Here is a 17,800-nt window from a genome sequence, read left to right as displayed (position 1 = left end):
ACTACTGGAGTTATCGCAACTGGAAAGCAATTAAAATACAGCAAAATAGTCATATCATGCCGATTGCTCGCGGGATTTTTTCGCTGTTCTTTTTCTATCCTTTATTTTTGGAGCTCCTTGCACACAGTCAAGAGCACCATAAAAAGAACAAAATAATGCCTAATGCGCTAGCTATTGTGGCATGGCTACTCCTTTTAGTACTTACAGTAACAACACGGTTTGACGATTACTCAACTTTTGCGCTGTGTATAATTCCTTTGCTTTGGCTGCCATTAGTTAACTACATTCAACACCTGAACCAATCATCTGACGCACTTGCATACAACTCTAAATGGCGAGTAAGAAATATTGTGATCGCCATAATTTGGGCTCCCATTTTATTTTTAAGCTTGCTCGAAGAGGTTTACTTGTTACCGAGTACCGCGATCGTTAAGGGCGATAAATTATGGTCATTTCAAATGCAATTTTTGAAGCGTCATCAATTAGTGCCTATTGATGAAGATGTGCTATTTTTTTACAGCGATGCATGGGTAGATTTTCGTAACGACGGCAATGGTATAAGCGACAACTATATTTTTAGTTATTGGAAAAATGAACAAGACCAACTTGAATCAAACTTAAAACACTTTAAAGATATAGCTAGCGTTGAAGTAACTTATGGTAAAACACAACTTGAAAATACAGTTATCAAAGTGATAGATAAGCAAGGCGATCACTTTTTACTTATCGTCGATAGCGAGGGAAGCAAAGATAAAGAGTTGGTGGCACAAATAAATCGCAGAGTGAATAACCAGAAAACACCATAATTATAAAGCCCAACACTAGTTTAAATGCCAATACATTGCTTTTATTGAGCTTTTTACAAAGCCACAAATAAATGAGAATTATTTTCAATTGAGTATTGACAGTTCGACAAATCTAACTGATAATCAATATCAACAAGACGGTAAAGCATCACTACTTGTACGGAATAAACTGTTTTGTTTCTCGACCCTGAAACACGTGTAGCCCACGTTAAAGCTTGGTTACCTGTTATTAATCGCAACGCCCCTTGATATTGATAACGGGTAACCGCCCTACATTTTACTTGCTACATTGCTCATATCGGTGACGGTAGATATGAAACTAAAAAAGCCCTTACGGGCTTTTTTTATGTCTGTTATTTAGTGAGCTACCTAATGTAAAAACAATTAACGGCGGTTTTTACGTGCTCGCGCTCTGCGTTGTTTTTTCTCTTCTTCTTTAGCGGCTTTTTTAGCCTCCGCCGCAGCACGAAGCTCAGCAACCATCACTTCTTCTTCCTCACGCATAGCTGGCGTTTCCATGGTAATACGACCAATAATGCCATCGCGTAATTCATTAATTAGAATTTCTGACATTTTATAAGTATCAATTTGATTACCACCACGAATACAACCACGCTTTTTACCCGCCATTTCAACAAATTCCCAATCACTTTCTGGTAATTCAGCAATTTTATAGCGTGCTTTTAACAGCTCAGGATAAGCATGTAATAAATATTCTGCGGTATAACTGGCAACATCTTCATATTCAAGTGCGGTATCACGTATCGCACCGGTAGCACCTAAACGGTAGCCCGAGTTTTCGTTTTCAACTTTTGGCCACAACATACCCGGCGTGTCGTACAACATAATGCCGTCTTCAAGCTTAATGCGTTGCTGCGCTTTAGTCACCGCTGGCTCATTACCAGTTTTTGCCACAATACGCCCCGCTAACGTATTAATTAACGTCGACTTGCCCACGTTAGGAATACCCATGATCATGGCTTTAACTTGCTTATCAGCACCCACTTTGTGCGGCACCAACTTTTTACACAACTCATTAATACGGTGCACTTCCGCCGCTTTATCATTACCAAATGCAATCGCCTTCACACCACTTTCTTGCTCAAAGTAGTTCATCCACTCTTGGGTCATTTTAGGGTCAGCTAAATCCGCTTTATTTAAAATTTTAATCACCGGTTTGCCTTCACGCAGCGAAGCCACCATCGGGTTTTCACTACTATAAGGAATGCGCGCATCAAGCACTTCAATGATCACATCCATTTGTGGCATGATTTCTTTAATTTCATTACGGGCTTTATTCATGTGCCCAGGGAACCACTGTATTCCAGCTCTACTCATTTGATTTATATGACCTTTAATTAAAGGCCGTAGCCTATGGGTACTAATGTGGGTACTAAAAGTAAAACTATGCTTTTGTACTTTTGATATTAATGTAAGTCTACTACATTACTTGAAGTTATTGCAGTTGCTTGTGTTATTCGGTAATGAGCTTACCATCATTAGGCTTAATAACCCTCAAATAAAGACTTTATATGCGTACATAGTTGATGACATATAAGCAATTAGTTAAATAGCATGGAGAGCTAAGGTTTCACGGGACAAACTGGTTCAATCGGTAATCCCCCCTCAATAATAACTGCAACCTATGAGTACATGAAAAAGTATGCTGTGGGTTTTGATGACATCCCAGATAAAGCAGTTAAGCGCCTGATAGATTCGATAGAGTATTTAACTGGAGAAAGATCTGTTAAATAAAACCCTTATAAACCCGACTTACCATTTCATAATTTAAATTATGAAATGGCCATGAAAAAACACGTAGCATTGAGCCGTGGCGTAGTAGTATGGTTAAATCGCGGCGCGCTTAAATGAATTATGCGAACCAGCGCCGATATCAGCAGTCTATTACAATGACACTTTAAAACCTAGGTAGTGTCCCCTGCTGACTGTAACTAAACTACTGTAATAACCTAGCACAGTTATTACAGTAGTTTAGCGCTTTATTATTTAATTACTATCGGATTAATTGGAGAACCTGACCCTTTTTTCATTTTCAAGGCTGCCGCAGAAAATAGGAATGTATACTGACCGTCTTCAGCACTGTCTTTTGCTAAATCATCTAACCAATATAATTCACTCAATACTACACCAAGGTCACGAATTAACGCGCCATGTAGAGGAATCACATAATCTTGACCATTGATATTTTGTGGCACAAGCTCTACAGCTAGATTATCAGCCGCAATAACAGGAATTTCCATGTTATCAACCCATCTTATTAGTTCTTTGCTATAACACAGCCCAGGCTCAGTTGTAGCTGACCATGGTGCATCAGGAGTATCGGCATAAAAGCGACCTACAGAACCAGTGCGGATTAACAGTATGTCACGCTTTTCAACTTTGACGTTTTGAGCTTTCGCTGTTTCCTTCAAATCATCCAGTGTAATGCAACTGCTAACAGGAAGACGGCCTGATTTACCCCCCTTCAAACGGCCAACATCTAACAGAATACCTCGACCAACGACACCATGCTCTCCCAGTACACCAACATCAACATGGTCATGACCATGCACGGTGCTATCAGCAGATACGCCACCGAATACTTTATCACCATACCAAGCATGACCAAGCGCATCCATATGTGTAGTACCTTGTAGATACATGAATACCGCATCATCTGAATATTTCACACCACCCGCTAATGCGTCTAACTTGCCAGTTGAATACATACTTTGATCTTGGGTCATAAAGTGTCTTGCTGGCACTCTACCGGGAAAAACAGGACCGATACCATGAGTAAGTGGTAGTTGAAGGGTAAAAGTTTCACCTGTTTTAACCGCTTTTACACCTCTTAGCGCTTGCTCATTATCTAGATAATTAAGTGCACCAATTTGGTTCTCTTTACCCCATTTAGTCCAGTTGTTTGGCATGTCTTTTTGTAACTCTTCGATTGGGCTCGTTTCAGCTAAAGCTGCACCTGCCGAAGCTAGTAGAGCACTTGCAATCGCAACATTAAGTAGTTTTGTTATACATTTCATAGTTTTTTCCTTTGTTGTTAAAGACGTCAATATTATTATTTTGTTGCTAACACACTTTTATGTACTTTGTTTCCAGATATTCCTCGATTCCCTGCTTACCGCCCTCACGACCAACACCAGAGGACTTAATACCGCCAAAAGGGACTGCTGCATCAGAAATCAACCCCGTATTAACACCGATCATCCCTGCTTCGATTACGCGTGAAATTCGTTTAATTTGAGCTAAATTAGAACTGTAAAAGTAGGCCGCCAACCCAGTATTTTGCGCGCGTAAATGCGCTAGTAGCTGGTTCTCATCGCTGTACTTTATCAAGGGTGCGATAGGACCAAATATCTCTTGTTTTACGCAGTCCATTTCAATCGTTGCAGAATTTAAAACAGTGGGTTTAAACCAATTTGGTGATTGTTCCCAGCGTTCTCCACCACATACTACTTCAGCTCCTTTTGTTACGGCATCCTGTAACAAGGATTCCACTTTTTCTAAGGCTTCTTGATTAATTAAAGGCCCCATATCAACGCCATCTTGAGAGCCTAAACCTAAGGTTAATTTGCTTACACGCTCGACAAGTAGTTGGGAAAAGTCGTCATAGATACTTTCATGGACGTAAAAAGCATTGGCACAAACACAGGTCTGCCCAGCATTGCGAAACTTGGAAACCATAGCTCCTTGTACCGCGCTTTCTATGTCAGCATTTTCGCTCACGATGAATGGTGCATTTCCACCAAGCTCCAAAGATAATCGTTTTACGTTCGTGGCGGATGCGGCCATTAAGTATTTTCCAACACCAGTAGAGCCCGTGAAGCTCAACTTACGAACAATATGACTTTGCGTTAAACATTGACCGATGACTTCTGCCTCGCCGGTCACTACATTTAAGACACCAGCAGGAATACCTGCTTGCGCAGCTAACTCAACCAAAGCTAAGGCAGTAAATGGAGTGTCAGGAGCAGGTTTTACAATCATAGTACAACCCGCGGCTAGGGCTGGAGCAACTTTACGAGTAATCATTGCAGCGGGAAAATTCCAAGGTGTAATAGCACCACACACACCAACAGGCTCTTTAGTGACAATCATTGTGTCTGCGTTTTCTGCAAAAGGCAGAACACCACCGTGCTCCATCAGTGAAGGCTGGGCGTACCAATTGACATAGCTGATGGCGTAATCTATTTCACCGAGCGCCTCATGCAGGGGCTTTCCTTGTTCCAAGGTTAGGATTTTTGCAATTCGCTCTCTGTCATTCGTTATTTTCTCTGCCCATTTTGCCAGAAGTGCACAACGCTGGCGCACGCTAACATCACGCCATTTATAAAAAGCTACCTCGGCATCAACGATGCAAGCATCAATTTGTTCGCGGCTTAAACAAGGGACAGAACCAATTTTTTCATCCGTCGCTGGATTTAAAATTGATTGTCCTTTTACACTGGCCCCTGATACCCATTCACCATTGATAAAAGCCTCTTGACGCAATTTTAAAGCTTCAATATCAAACATCGTCTTCTTGTTCCTCATTGTTATGTTGACGCCAACGCTTTTGTTTTTTAACTAAGGTTGACTGATCTATATCAAGTGCTTTCGCAGCTGCTCGAGTTGTTCCGTGCTCAAGCAAAGCTTCGGTGATTAATTGTTGCTCCAAGGCCTCCACTTGAGATTTCAATGTATGAGTTCCTGAGTTCATCACCTTCTTAATAGCAAGCTCTTTTGGTAATTGAGCCACCGTAATTAAAGATTCATTTGCCGTAACAACTAAGCGCTCTGTTAGATTGATTAACTCGCGAATATTGCCCGGCCAATCATACGAACTTAACTGCGCAATGAGGTCGGGATGCCATCGACAATCCAATTCATACTTGTGGTTAAAGTGTTGAATAAAGTGCTCGAGTAGAGGTTTAACTTCATCGGTTCTTTCTCTCAAAGGAGGCAGGCTAATAGGCACAACGTTTAAACGGTACAGTAGGTCTTCTCTAAATAACTTAGCTTCAACCAAACGCTTGAGATCGTGATGCGTTGCCGAAATCAAACGGAAGTTGGTGGTTTTAAACTCAGTGCCACCGACGGGAATAAAACGGTGCTCAGCAATCACTTTGAGTAGCTTTGCTTGTAAACTAAGAGGTAGATCACCTATTTCGTCGAGAAATAGTGTGCCATTGTTAGCCGCTTCTAGTAGTCCGGTTTTGCCTTTACTCAATGCGCCAGTAAAAGCGCCAGGCACGTAGCCGAAAAGTTCAGCCTCGAGCAATGACTCAGGCATTGCTGCGCAATTAAGCTCAATAAATGGACCGTCACAGACTTTGCTGTATTGATGGATTGTGCTTGCCAGCAGTGTTTTTCCCGTTCCCGTTTCGCCCTGAATAATTATTTTTGCGCTTGAGGTGGCTACTTTTTTAGCCAAGTCATAACAGGCTTTAGTATTTCTACTAATAATGAAAGACGCTTGGTTATCAGCATTTTCGACTGATGCACCATAGTGCTCTCGTAGTTTAAATATTTGCTCTAGCTTTTCTTCTGCTCTTTTAGCCTTTGAGAGTTCAGTGATATCTCTGACTGTAGTAACGACATATTCAATTCGACCTTGTGCATCAAACATTGGTGTGCCCGAAACAAAGATCTTGTGGTCATTGCCAATAGTTTGAACAATGGTCACAGCGCCAAGTTCTTTCAGCACTTCAAGCGAGACCGAGCGAGAAATGAAACCCGCTTTGACAATTTCGGACATGTGCTTGCCAATGAGGTTGCGCTTGTTAAGTCCTGTAATGCGCTCATACGCTTTATTAATAGTAACAGTGACGCCGAAGCCATCGGTGATATAAACACCATCACTCATGGCGTCTATCACTCGCTGCAAGTTTTCATCAAGAAACATTGCTTTTGTTCCTATCTTTATCGCCTTTTCCTTCACGTAAACGCCAGCCGTAAATTAAAAAACAAAGTAGTATTCCGGCGGCAAATGCCCAAGTAGCACCTTTAATTACAAGGATTGCAGCTATCACCCCGGCGATCCCTAGATCACTGTCACAACGCGCTTCTTGTATGCCAATTCGAACACTCACATAACCTTGGATTAACAATGTTAATGCCAACGCGATACCTAAAATTGGTTGCACTAAACTGACCACTGGTAATAGTAAAAGGCCCGTATTGGTTCCCCAACGGAATGAGCCCGCGCCTCCAAAAACAGAATCCATCGCCTTTTTACCTTGTTTATACCTTTCCACGATAACCACGTGCATGGCTGCCCATAAAGGGCCGCACATCGCAACATCAGGACCTAAAATACTCATCCCAAGGTTACGAGCGCCAAAAATCATATGAGCGCGATCAGGGTCGTAATCAATTTTTTCATCTTGGCGAGCTTCATCCGCCTCTTCTAAGATTGATTTACTTTGCAATACATCACCAAACAACACAATGTAAGCAGCGAGAACCGTTGGAATTGCAGTTAGAAACATTATTATTGGCGGAAAGCCCACACCAAATACCGTATATTCGGTAAACATCGTGACAAAATCGGGTTTTGTAATTCCCCACTCAATGTCAGGCCATGGCGCTTCAGAGAGTATGGGGGCAACAATGATGGCCAGAGCGATGATTGGGAACACGCCAAGGTTGCCAAGAAAGCGAAAGCTCCAATGGTGTTGTTTCAACCTAGCAAAGTGCTTAGAGAAAATAAGATAAAAGGCGATGCCTACCGCAATAGTGATCGTGAATGGGTAAGTTTCAAATCGCCCGCCCTCTTTGAATACAACAGCAACAGCAGCAAGGCCTGCGCCCATAATTACACCTGCTTTAATTGCACTTGGTATAATATGAACAACGCGTTTTGCCGCTCCAGATGCACCTAGTAGCATTGCGAATAAACCGAGCATCATCTGGAACGCAATCAAAGCATGGACCCGCGCTTCGCCTTCCGGAAATGTCGACACATAGATCATTAAAAGAGGGATTGCTGGTGTGATCCAGCCAGGCACGACGGGGTCTCCCAATAAATGATGTAACAAATAGAAAAAGCCATTAATCATAACAATTGCAAGTGCAGCCTCGAATGGCATACCGAGCAATTCAGTCATTAGTGAGATAGCGGCTAAATCGACAGCGCACATAAGTAGCCCTTGCAGATAATCTGGCCATTCAAAGCGATAATGAATAAATGGTAAACGGACTTTAAAAGGACCTAGTGGGAAAAATGGTGCTTCATCCCCTGCGACTCGCTTCTTCCATAATGACATAACTTACCCCTTAAAAAGCTTCTGTATAAATGGCTTCAATATCTTGAACACTGAGCTCTCGTGGATTATTGCGTAACAAACGCGTAACACCGCTAGCGGCATTGGCCAATTCACTTATGTCCTCTTGTTTAATTCCGTAATCACGAAGTCTTCTCGGAATGCCTACGATTTCACATAAAGATTCAATTTTTTCGACAACATAGGCTCCAGAGTCTACCAAACTAATCGCGTTATTCGCGCCCATTGCTATAGCGATGTCTCTAAACTTCTCTGGACAAGCCGAATAATTCCATCTCATAACATGAGAGAACATGAGGGCATTACTAATTCCGTGCGATAAATGAAACCGTCCCCCTATAGGGTACGCAAGGGCATGCACCGCACCAACTCCTGCATTACCAAAAGCTAGGCCAGCCATCAGACTAGCAGTAGCCATTTGTTCACGCGCCTGAATGTTGGCAGGGTCTTTATAAGCAATAGGTAAGGCCTCAATAATCATTGGAATTGCACCGATAGATATTGACCGTGTAATCTCAGAGGAGAAATTAGAGAGATAGCTTTCAACTGCATGAACTAAAGCGTCAACTCCGCTTGCTGCGGTTACTGATGCGGGGCAACTCAACGTTAGTTCAGGCGCTACAATTGCAACATCTGGCAGTAGTTCATTGCTAACGATTCCCTTTTTGAGCTCCGCTTGAACATCTAACAGAATGGATATGTTGGTGACTTCAGAACCCGTACCTGCTGTAGTTGGCATGCATATTAGCGGTATCGTTCGCACCGCAACATTATCTTCACCAAATAACTCCGTCAACGGTTTGGTTTCACCACTGAATACAGCCACTGCTTTCGCGGTGTCCATAGCGCTTCCGCCACCAATTGCGATCACCCCATCGCATAGGTTCTGATCAAAGACATTACAACATGCTTGCACAATATGAGTTTCAGGTTCTGCCGAAATATCGCTATAAGTGAAAATATCTGCAATGCCATTCTCATTGAGCAAAGTCATAATTGGTTCGATAATCCCTGCTTTCAAGACGCCTCGGTCGGTCACAATCAAAGGACGCTTAATTTTCAAACTAAGCATTTCTTTAGGTAATAAATAACTCGCATTTTCGCCTGTTAACAATCGACGAGCAGTTTTGAAGATTTGAACATTTTCGAGACTCATCCATTTACCTTAATATAAACATTTTTTAATAGTTATTAACATTAGCAATCTACGTACCAATCTTTAAATTTCACACAAGTACTTGATAAATTACCAAAAATTAAATTTTGATCAATAAAATCAGCATAAAGATCGATGCTTAAATTCATCAAAAATACAAAAATGATGATTTATTTCATCAAAAATACAAATTAAACACCATGAAATTCCCATTAAAAACAAAGCATTAACATTTATCACCTGTTGGCATAGTTAGTGCTATCTATTCTGTCTCTAATAGAGATATGTCACTAAAATAAAATTTATAAGGACAAGTAAATGCAATTAATAAAAACAACAGGTTATGTAACTTTGCTAGCATCAGGGCTGCTTAGCGCCCAAAGTCATGCGCAAACTGATCAAGCTTGGGATTTTAACTTTCACGGGACAGTAAACACTCACGCGGTATATGTAAGTTGCGATGATTCAGGAGATAGCGTTGCTGGAAATGCCTTGCTATGTTCTGGTGATGATGCAACCTCGGTTTCTAATGGATATAGCCCTGCCAGCTTTCAGTTTTCAGCGGCTACTCGACGCAATGGCTTCGATATTAATGCTGTTCTTGCCATTGAACCTGGTACCACTGATAACAGTGCATTTAATGGTAATGGCGACAACAGAGCGTATAGAGCATTCTTCACAGTAGGTAATAATGAATTTGGTATTTTAAAAGCTGGTCGTGACTATGGAATATTTGGTCTAGATGTTGTTCTTGAAGACATGGCTCTTGGAGGTGTTGGAGCAACAGCTTCAATTAGAAGTCCATTAAATACTAGTCTAGGTGCTGCGGGTTACGGCTATATCTTTAGTGATCGCTTGTCACAAATAACTTATAGCAAATCTTTTAATAACGGGATTCATGCAGACATAGGTGTATTTCAAGCGCTTGATTCAGTGAGCTTTGGCGGTAATGGTTACGTCGGAGACTCAGGCTCTAAAAGACCTGGCGTACATGGTCGTTTAAAGTACAAGTTCTCCAATGGCTATATTTCCAGCTCCTTTTATAACCAAACTGTAGATACGGTCAATAATGATTATTCTGCTCGCGGAATAGATCTGACAGCCGCATTACAATTCGACGACACCCGTTTGGCAGTCTCAGCTTTTGATGCTTCCGGACTAGGTTACTATGGTTTACTAATCGATTCGGCCGACGTTACTGGCATCCCAAGAGATAGTTCAGGTTGGTTTACGCAAATAACTCACAAACTTGGTGAAACGAAGTTAGGCTTCAATTATGGTATTTCAAAGGTAGATCTTGCTGGCGTGGACACGTTAATTCAGGTCAAGCAACAAACAAAAGCCAGCATTGGAATCTACCATACATTGTGGGAAATATTTACTCTTTCAGGTGAATTGTCTTCAATGGAAGCAGAAAACCATCAAGGTGGAACAATAAAAAATGAAGCTATTAGTGTAGGTGTGGCAGTTTCTTTTTAGGTTGCACCTAAAAAATACACGGTTAATATAATAATCTAGTATTTAGGCCGAGATTCTAGCTTGGCCTTATATTTTTAGACTTTCCTCAACCAGTCTAAGTCTCATTTTATAAATTGAACTAAATGCCTGTTCTTACAACCGATTTTTCGATCAAGAACGACTGTATAAAAAAGAGACAGACATAATTGAATTAGTTGAATTGTTTTGCGGTATCGGTGATTTTTTAACGTATTTATACCCTAGTGGGGAAAACAATTAATCGATGATGACACCCTAAAACGTCAGCAGCAGGGCATATAAGGACCAGTAAAGTTATGAATATTGTTATTAGTTTTCATATGCGAGTACTTATGCCTATGTGTGCCTATTTTACTTCGCTTAAATGAAAGCCTAAAAGTATTGAATTCATTGACTCCATATGTATTAGGTATGCCCATAAAATTCGTACTCTTAGACGCAAAACCTTTGATGGAATAGCCCTGCGTGTCAATGAAATAATAGGCTTGATTTATGGTTTCAAGCTGCATTTAATCGTGAATCATCATGATAAAATTGTTGTCGCGAAAGTAAAAAAATTTGAATGTTAACAAAAGTTCGACTTAGAAACCCAGTACAATACGCACAAGCTAAATACGTACCTCTCAGAGATGTTATTGTCTAACTAAACGATTATTCGCTGTGTAAAGAGAAAGATCTAGACCATTAAAGTCACTATCATCGGTGACTATTTTAGTGATTTGGTTAACTGCCATAGATTCAATGTAAAACGCATCATAAGCATCCAAACAATGCTTATTTAGGGCATCTAATGCTTTATTCGATATATTTGCGTCAATATTGATATCTAACGACTCAGACATCTGAGTAATCTGCTTCCAAGCATTTGATACTTCGCCCATTACTCGGGCACGCAGTTCTGGCAACATGCGAAACTGTTTTCTAGTTAGTTCTTCACCTGTATCCTCTTTATAAATATCATATTCAGTTTTTTCGACAATATTGGTTAACTCAGATAAAGTTAACGGGCTATGGTAGATACAGGCCCCCTCGTCTAATATTTTTTCAATAAATGCTGGATACTCTTGAAGTTGATATCTCAAAGGGGCATTTGGTGTTTCTATCTCATTCGATGCCGCATATGTAACCCAAAACCATACATTAGTGTCAATAAAATATTTATCAGAGCGGTGAGGTGTAACCTTTTTTAAATTGTTAATTTCCGTCATCGTTAATCTTCATGCTTATCGAGCGCTTGAGTAACTTTACTTTCTCCACCATAATAATTAATTGCATTTTGAATAACTGTATTTAACAAACTAATACCAATATCATTGCAATTTACTATCTTCATACTCTTCATTAAATCATCAATTGAAATTTCTCTTAATAAAACACCGACGGCAGCGTTAAAAAAGGGGGATGCATATAGTGCAACACCTTGAAAATCAATCTCAACATTTTCATTATTTAAAAGTGGTTCCGAAATTACTTTATTTAATTTCGAGCCACTTTGCATCGAAATAGCATTTTTACCGACTAGCTCAAAAACTTTTACTTTTAACATTACCGCCTCCTAGAAATACTTAGTCTGTTGAGTATTTTCAGATTTAAAGTGATAGTATTTATTATCGCAATTTATTTTAATGCTTACTAAAGTGCCAGGTAAGTCATACTCAGATTCACTAATAGTAAAGTCACTACCATCGATTATTTTGGCTGAAACTTTATTGCTGTAAACCCTAATTTCACCATTGTTTAGTTTCACAAAGTCACTTAATAAATCAAAACCTAAACCTCTTGCCATTCCCTTTTTAATACTATCGGTCTCAGTAGAGTTCCCTCTAGTTAAAGCCCATTCTAATGCATCAGAGGGAGTCTCTATATCTTGATTATATTCCATTACGTTATTTACTATACCAGGACCAAAATCTAATACACTCAAGCTTAACGTATTTTCTTTGCGATCATATTGACCACAACTATACACCCCGAGCTGACTTAAAGCTTGAATAGAAGTCCCGTGCCCGTATGCATTCATAAATATTTCAAAAATTCGACTGACTATTTCTGGCTTTAATGCACCACTAAGCTTTACTTTATCATCAGATAACCATTGGTCATTCAGGTGCTCAGCTATATTATCTTCATCAAGCTTTGTCGTGTGCTCTCTATAGCCAATATAATCACCTTGAGCATAACCACTAAAACCACTTTGGGTAAAATGGCTCAAAAAGTTATTCTCTATTAAGTTTTTTCGTATTAATTCACTCATTGAATTCACATCAAACATGACACCAGCTGTAGCAAAAGGCTCTCCATTGAATGCTCTTATAAGAGTTCTAGCTAGCTTAGAGTTTTGGAAATTAACATAACGGGATATTCCACCTAACAGCACTACACCATGATGGTCTAACCTAGAACACTTACTAAAATCAAAATCAAAACTCTTTTTAGGGTTTGATGTGATAATAGATATTACTTTCAAAATTTGATTAAATCCATTGGTATCAAATTTCACAGTAGGTATTATTATTTTCTGTTTACTCATAACTGTATTCCACGCTGTACCGATGGGCATTTTAGCGCTTTGAAGCCTCTCACCCTTTGGCTATTCATTAAAGCTTAATCTTCTAAAATAAAGCCTTGCAGGTGCTTATCTACCTTTATTCTTAATTTAAAAGGAGGAATAGCACTACCTTCTATATTCTCAAAGTATGCTTTAGCTTTATCTATATCAACTGTCGCTTTTAGGTTATCAAATCGGCCAAATTGGTTTATGTTTTTCTCATTAATTACACTGCCCATTAGCTCAATTAAAAGCGATTTATCAACACCTAAAGCATCAACCAAAGCATTAATTTTGGCGTTTTCTACGTTGTTTTGATAATCGTTTATGTAATCTCTAAAGCTATGACCATCTACTAACTTAGCATCACCGCGCTGTAAATCATGCAAAAACAACTTAGCATACTTTTGTTCGGTTTGCGTGAGCGATGAAAACGACTTATGTAGTTCGTTGAGTGTAAGCTCAACACTTGCCTTATCCTGGCCCTGATTCAGTTCTTTTAAATATTTATCAAAGCGACTGTTCATATAGTCGGTGTCGATTTTATCGGTATCAATTTCAGTCAAATAACCGCTAATATCAAAAGGTACTTCACCGCCACCAGCACCGCCGCCATCACCTGAACGAGCAAGCTCTTTATAACGTAGCACTAAGCTCAGGTAGGTTTGCTCGTCTATAGTTAACTCAGCCTCATCGCTAACAACAGAGTCAACCGAATACTTAGCACTCTGTTCAGCAATGCCCACACTAAAATCACGCCATTGAAAGCCCTGCACTTTTGCTGCCTCTAAGTGCTGGTTAAAGGTTTTAAATAAATCTGCAAACTTAGCGCAGGCTTCAAGATCTTCGGGTAGCTTTTCAAAACTTTCAACGCCAGCACTTGCAAATAGCTCTGTTATATCTGCTGCTATTGTGTTCATAGCTTCAAGGTTGCTTTCTAAGCGATCAACAAATAAGCCTATAGGGCGATCTCCTGAATAGAGTTTAACTGCATCGTTAATGTGCTGTTCCATGGTGTGAGGATAACGGTAGTAACGAATAATACCGTGTGGTTTATCTGGTCCAAATAAGCGGTTAGTGCGAGAGAAGGCTTGAATGATATTTTGGTATTTAATTACCTTATCAAGGTACAGCGTGTTAAGCCACTTAGAATCAAAGCCTGTTAGCATTTGGTCTACTACTATTAGTAAATCTAACTGTTTTTCTGGCTCTGTGTGTATGCGCTCATAGGGCTTTTTATGGGCAAGACGTGCGGCTAAATCTTTTTTAAACTTACCATGTTTTGCAAAATCAAAGTCTTGTCCATAACGTGCATTATAATCAGCCATAATCTCGTCTAAGCCATCACCTTTAAAAGTGGGGCCTCGATCGCCGCTACCGTCATTATCAATATTAGGGTCAAACAAGGCTGATATTTTAAGTAAAGGTTTGGCCGCTTTTAACCGGCGGTAGTAGTCAATGGCTTCAGCAATACTGTTAGTAGCTAAAATGGCATGAAATTTATTAGCCTGGCTTAGCACATCCCATTTATCTAAAATGTCGCTTACTACTTTTTCTTGGTGGGCATCTGTTAAGTATTGGTCTTTAGGCACATAGTCTTCAATGCCTTTATGGTATTTACCCGTTGCATCTTTTTTGCCTGCCATAGGCACATCATTTATAAAGTGGTTAAACTTTTTCTTTTTAGCGGGGCTACTCATAGCATCAGCCACCGAGTCAGCTTTTGCTTGGGCTAAAGCCACCTCTTTTTTTAAGTCGCTATCTTTAAAGGTTGATACTTTATAAGGATCAAAGCCTAGTACGTTGCCATCGCGTATTCCATCAGCAATACTGTAGCGATGTAATTCGTTACCAAATACGGTGCTGGTGGTGTTGCCGCTTTTTTCATTCTCTTCTTGAATGGGTGTACCCGTAAAACCAAAAAACAATGCGCTAGGAAAAGTACGCTTAATGGTAATCAACATATCACCGAAGGTTGAGCGATGTGCTTCATCAATAATAAACACTAAACGTTTAGCTTGTATTATTTCAATATCGGCAGAGTTAGTCGCTGTGCCTTCATCATCAACCGCTTCAAATACGTTACTCATTTTTTGAATAGAGCTAACTATTAATGTTTCTGCCGGATCTGTACTTTTTAACTTAGAGATTAATACATCTGTATTCTCTGTTGCTTGCACGTCTTCCCCGTCGCCAGCAAAGTTACGGTACTCTGCGAGTGATTGAGTCCCTAACTCAATTCTGTCCATTAAAAATATAACTTTGTCGGCATCTTTAGATTGCGAAATTAACTGTGCAGACTTAAAGCTGGTCATGGTTTTACCAGAGCCAGTGGTATGCCATATATAGCCCCCTAGGCGCTCGGTATTCGAGTTTATTTGCTTCCAATTAGTTTTAGCTACTTTATCGGATATCGCATTAGCGGCGTAATATTGATAACTGCGCATTACTTTAAGCACACCGTCGGTATCGTCGGCCACGGTATAAAAACCAATCAACTGGTGCGCCATAGGGATAGACAGTAAGTCAGACGCTATATCTTTCCAGTAATTTTTGGGCTCATTCATAAAGTCGGCCCAGTTAAATTGGTAATCTGGGTTAAACTTGCCATCTAAGCCTGGGTTGGCAAAATATTTTGTTTCGTTCGGCTCCATAGCTACAAACACTTGAATAAGCGAAAACAGCCCACTAAAAATGCCTTCTTTACTGTATTTTTCAATTTGATTTACAGCTTGGCTTACCGGTACTCCACTTCGTTTAAGTTCCACGTGAATAACGGGCATACCATTAATTAATAACAGCACATCGCCGCGCCTGTCGTTACGCAAAGGACTGCCCCGTTCAAACTGTGGCTGTTGTACAATTTGGTAACGGCTTTGGCCTGCGGCTATTTCTTGGCGGTCATATATTTTTAAGCTAACCTCTTTACCCAAGCGCTCAGGGTGTGCGGGGTTATCACGCTTAATTGCTACCGTTTTACCATTAATTAAACCATTCAGCTTTAGCGGAGTTTTAAGCTCTTTTATCTGCTCAATAATCTGCTGCATCTCAGTTGTAGTTAGTGGTATATCGTTTAAGCGGTCTTGTTGGCGGTTGTTTTCAAATAAAATATTTGCCCAATTTTGCAGTAAATCAGCTTCGGTTTTGTTTTTTAATATTTCAGCTTCCCAGCCTTTATGGGTAAGTACTTCAATAAAAGCCTGCTCAAATTGTGCTTCAGTTTTAAACGTAGTCATTGCTTTTCTGCTCTCGTCCTTGTTATACAAACATTTTACCCAAGCAGGCCTGCTTGACGTGGTTTAGCTTAGTGATTTGTTGTTGATGTTGATTGATCAATGCATCAAGATTTTGGAAGTAGTCACCGATAGCATTTTGCTCTGCTCTTTCAGGTAAAAAAACCGAGAAAGCACGAATATCATGTAAACTCAGATGCGGTACCGCTGTTTCAGTCTTAATACCAGAAATGTGAGTTAAGAAGTCTCTTTGTATGTATTGATAAATAAACTCAGGGTTTACTTCACTACACCTAACACGCGTAACACGTTGAACCAAAATAGCTGGCAAATTTCTTGAATTTATTTTAGCGTAACTTTTCCCAATTAGTGCGCCATCCATTTGAATCACAATATCTTCTGGCTCAAGAATGTAACGCTCCAAACCTTTAGATGATGGCCAAAACTCAGAAATTTCTGGTGACGAGTCCAAATACCCTCTTTTAACATTCATACCTCTCACTAAAAAGTAACCTTCAGAAGTGAATTCTTTACTATTAAAAGGGTTGCCCGTTAGTAGAGCCGTGCATTTTTCTAGGTTAGACTCCTCCCAATCCACATTAAATCCTTTGAAGCGGATTTCTGGGATAGTTTCACCTTGTTTAGGGAACATTTTTGCCAGCATAGCTTTTTTAATGTTGCTGAGCTTGTCATGCTTTTGTTGGTGTTGATTGATTAGGGTATTGAGATTTTGAAAAATAGTGCCTATTTTTGTTTGTTCTTGTTTGCAAGGTAATGATAACGCAACTGTAGCTATGTCACTTTGCCCTATCGTGGTCATAGTTGTAGTTTTACCACCAAGAATAAATTGTTCACGTGCAGATGGTGTTTTAAACAAACATGCTAAAAAAACAGGATTAGTAGTAGCCTTACAAGGCTGCATTCTAATTAAATGACCATCAAATGTAATGTCATTTCGGTCACTTAAATTAACATTTGAATATGCAATTCCTTCTTTAACTAAAGAAGATCTAGTAAAGAAAATATCGCCATATTCGACTTTGTTATTCTTGAATTCTTTTTCGTCAAGATCCAAAAGTGAAAGGTTTTCAATATGAATTGAATCACCGGAATACATATCTTTAACATTAATTAGGCGGTATCCTTTTCCCACTTTCTGTGGGTCGTTGAAGACACCATTGCTAAACCCCGTCTCAGTTAGGTCTTGCAATTTTTTATGATCCCATTCCCCACTAACCCCCTTAAACCGGATCTCAGGAATCTTCTTATTTTCGCTCATC

The 17,800-nt window shown here is 39.9% G+C and carries 13 protein-coding genes and 1 pseudogene; 3 read left to right on the top strand and 11 right to left on the bottom strand.

The genetic code is table 11. From position 1 onward, the window contains the following. Window positions 1–806 (top strand): annotated as a pseudogene (locus tag ACTRWE_RS07425) (DUF3857 domain-containing transglutaminase family protein); the annotation flags it as partial. 384 nt (window positions 807–1,190) lie between these two features. Here ACTRWE_RS07425 and ylqF read toward each other — a convergent pair. The 6 genes from ylqF to ACTRWE_RS07395 form a co-directional block, all read right to left on the bottom strand. Further along, window positions 1,191–2,144 (bottom strand): ribosome biogenesis GTPase YlqF, encoded by a 954-nt coding sequence (ylqF, locus tag ACTRWE_RS07420; protein ID WP_462879748.1) that lies wholly within the window; start codon window positions 2,142–2,144, stop codon window positions 1,191–1,193. 665 nt (window positions 2,145–2,809) lie between these two features. Beyond that, window positions 2,810–3,844 (bottom strand): cyclase family protein, encoded by a 1,035-nt coding sequence (locus tag ACTRWE_RS07415; RefSeq protein ID WP_290156377.1) that lies wholly within the window; start codon window positions 3,842–3,844, stop codon window positions 2,810–2,812. 46 nt (window positions 3,845–3,890) lie between these two features. Beyond that, window positions 3,891–5,336, bottom strand: a complete 1,446-nt coding sequence (locus tag ACTRWE_RS07410; protein WP_290156375.1) for an NAD-dependent succinate-semialdehyde dehydrogenase — start codon at window positions 5,334–5,336, stop codon at window positions 3,891–3,893. Next, entirely contained in the window at window positions 5,329–6,705 is a 1,377-nt protein-coding gene (locus tag ACTRWE_RS07405) for a sigma-54 interaction domain-containing protein (RefSeq protein WP_290156373.1), read from the bottom strand. The genes ACTRWE_RS07410 and ACTRWE_RS07405 overlap by 8 nt, the downstream gene beginning before the upstream one ends. Beyond that, window positions 6,695–8,068 carry a hypothetical protein gene (locus tag ACTRWE_RS07400; protein WP_290156372.1) on the bottom strand — a complete coding sequence of 458 codons (1,374 nt, stop codon included), beginning with the start codon at window positions 8,066–8,068 and terminating at the stop codon, window positions 6,695–6,697. Before ACTRWE_RS07400 ends, ACTRWE_RS07405 begins: the two co-directional genes overlap by 11 nt. Window positions 8,069–8,078: 10 nt before the next feature. Then, on the bottom strand, window positions 8,079–9,242 hold the full coding sequence (locus tag ACTRWE_RS07395; RefSeq protein WP_273001632.1) for an iron-containing alcohol dehydrogenase: 1,164 nt from the start codon (window positions 9,240–9,242) through the stop codon (window positions 8,079–8,081). A 318-nt stretch (window positions 9,243–9,560) separates the two neighbouring features. Here ACTRWE_RS07395 and ACTRWE_RS07390 point away from each other — a divergent pair, with 318 nt between their 5' ends. Then, the gene (locus ACTRWE_RS07390; protein ID WP_273001633.1) at window positions 9,561–10,721 is read left to right on the top strand and encodes a porin family protein; all 1,161 of its coding nucleotides are present in this window, start codon (window positions 9,561–9,563) and stop codon (window positions 10,719–10,721) included. Window positions 10,722–11,119: 398 nt separating this feature from the next. After that, window positions 11,120–11,308 carry a transposase gene (locus ACTRWE_RS07385; RefSeq protein ID WP_335675205.1) on the top strand — a complete coding sequence of 63 codons (189 nt, stop codon included), beginning with the start codon at window positions 11,120–11,122 and terminating at the stop codon, window positions 11,306–11,308. 63 nt (window positions 11,309–11,371) lie between these two features. Here ACTRWE_RS07385 and ACTRWE_RS07380 read toward each other — a convergent pair whose 3' ends face one another. The 5 genes from ACTRWE_RS07380 to ACTRWE_RS07360 all read right to left on the bottom strand — a co-directional run bounded on the left by ACTRWE_RS07380 (window position 11,372) and on the right by ACTRWE_RS07360 (window position 17,799). Continuing rightward, complete coding sequence (locus ACTRWE_RS07380) at window positions 11,372–11,947, bottom strand: type II toxin-antitoxin system VapC family toxin (protein WP_273001634.1); 576 nt, start codon at window positions 11,945–11,947, stop codon at window positions 11,372–11,374. A 2-nt stretch (window positions 11,948–11,949) separates the two neighbouring features. Next, entirely contained in the window at window positions 11,950–12,285 is a 336-nt protein-coding gene (locus ACTRWE_RS07375; RefSeq protein WP_273001635.1) for an STAS-like domain-containing protein, read from the bottom strand. Window positions 12,286–12,294: 9 nt separating this feature from the next. Further along, on the bottom strand, window positions 12,295–13,269 hold the full coding sequence (locus tag ACTRWE_RS07370; protein WP_273001636.1) for a hypothetical protein: 975 nt from the start codon (window positions 13,267–13,269) through the stop codon (window positions 12,295–12,297). Between the two features lie 74 nt (window positions 13,270–13,343). After that, on the bottom strand, window positions 13,344–16,523 hold the full coding sequence (locus ACTRWE_RS07365) for a type I restriction endonuclease subunit R, EcoR124 family (RefSeq protein ID WP_290156364.1): 3,180 nt from the start codon (window positions 16,521–16,523) through the stop codon (window positions 13,344–13,346). A gap of 22 nt (window positions 16,524–16,545) precedes the next feature. Then, window positions 16,546–17,799, bottom strand: coding sequence for a restriction endonuclease subunit S (locus ACTRWE_RS07360; RefSeq protein WP_290156362.1), 1,254 nt, complete (start codon window positions 17,797–17,799; stop codon window positions 16,546–16,548). Window position 17,800: the final 1 nt, after the last annotated feature.

The sequence above is a fragment of the Pseudoalteromonas sp. G5_S1_54_S4 genome (genome assembly GCF_054968565.1).
Note: the sequence above shows the minus strand (reverse complement) of the source record. Positions and strands in the feature narration are given on the sequence as shown.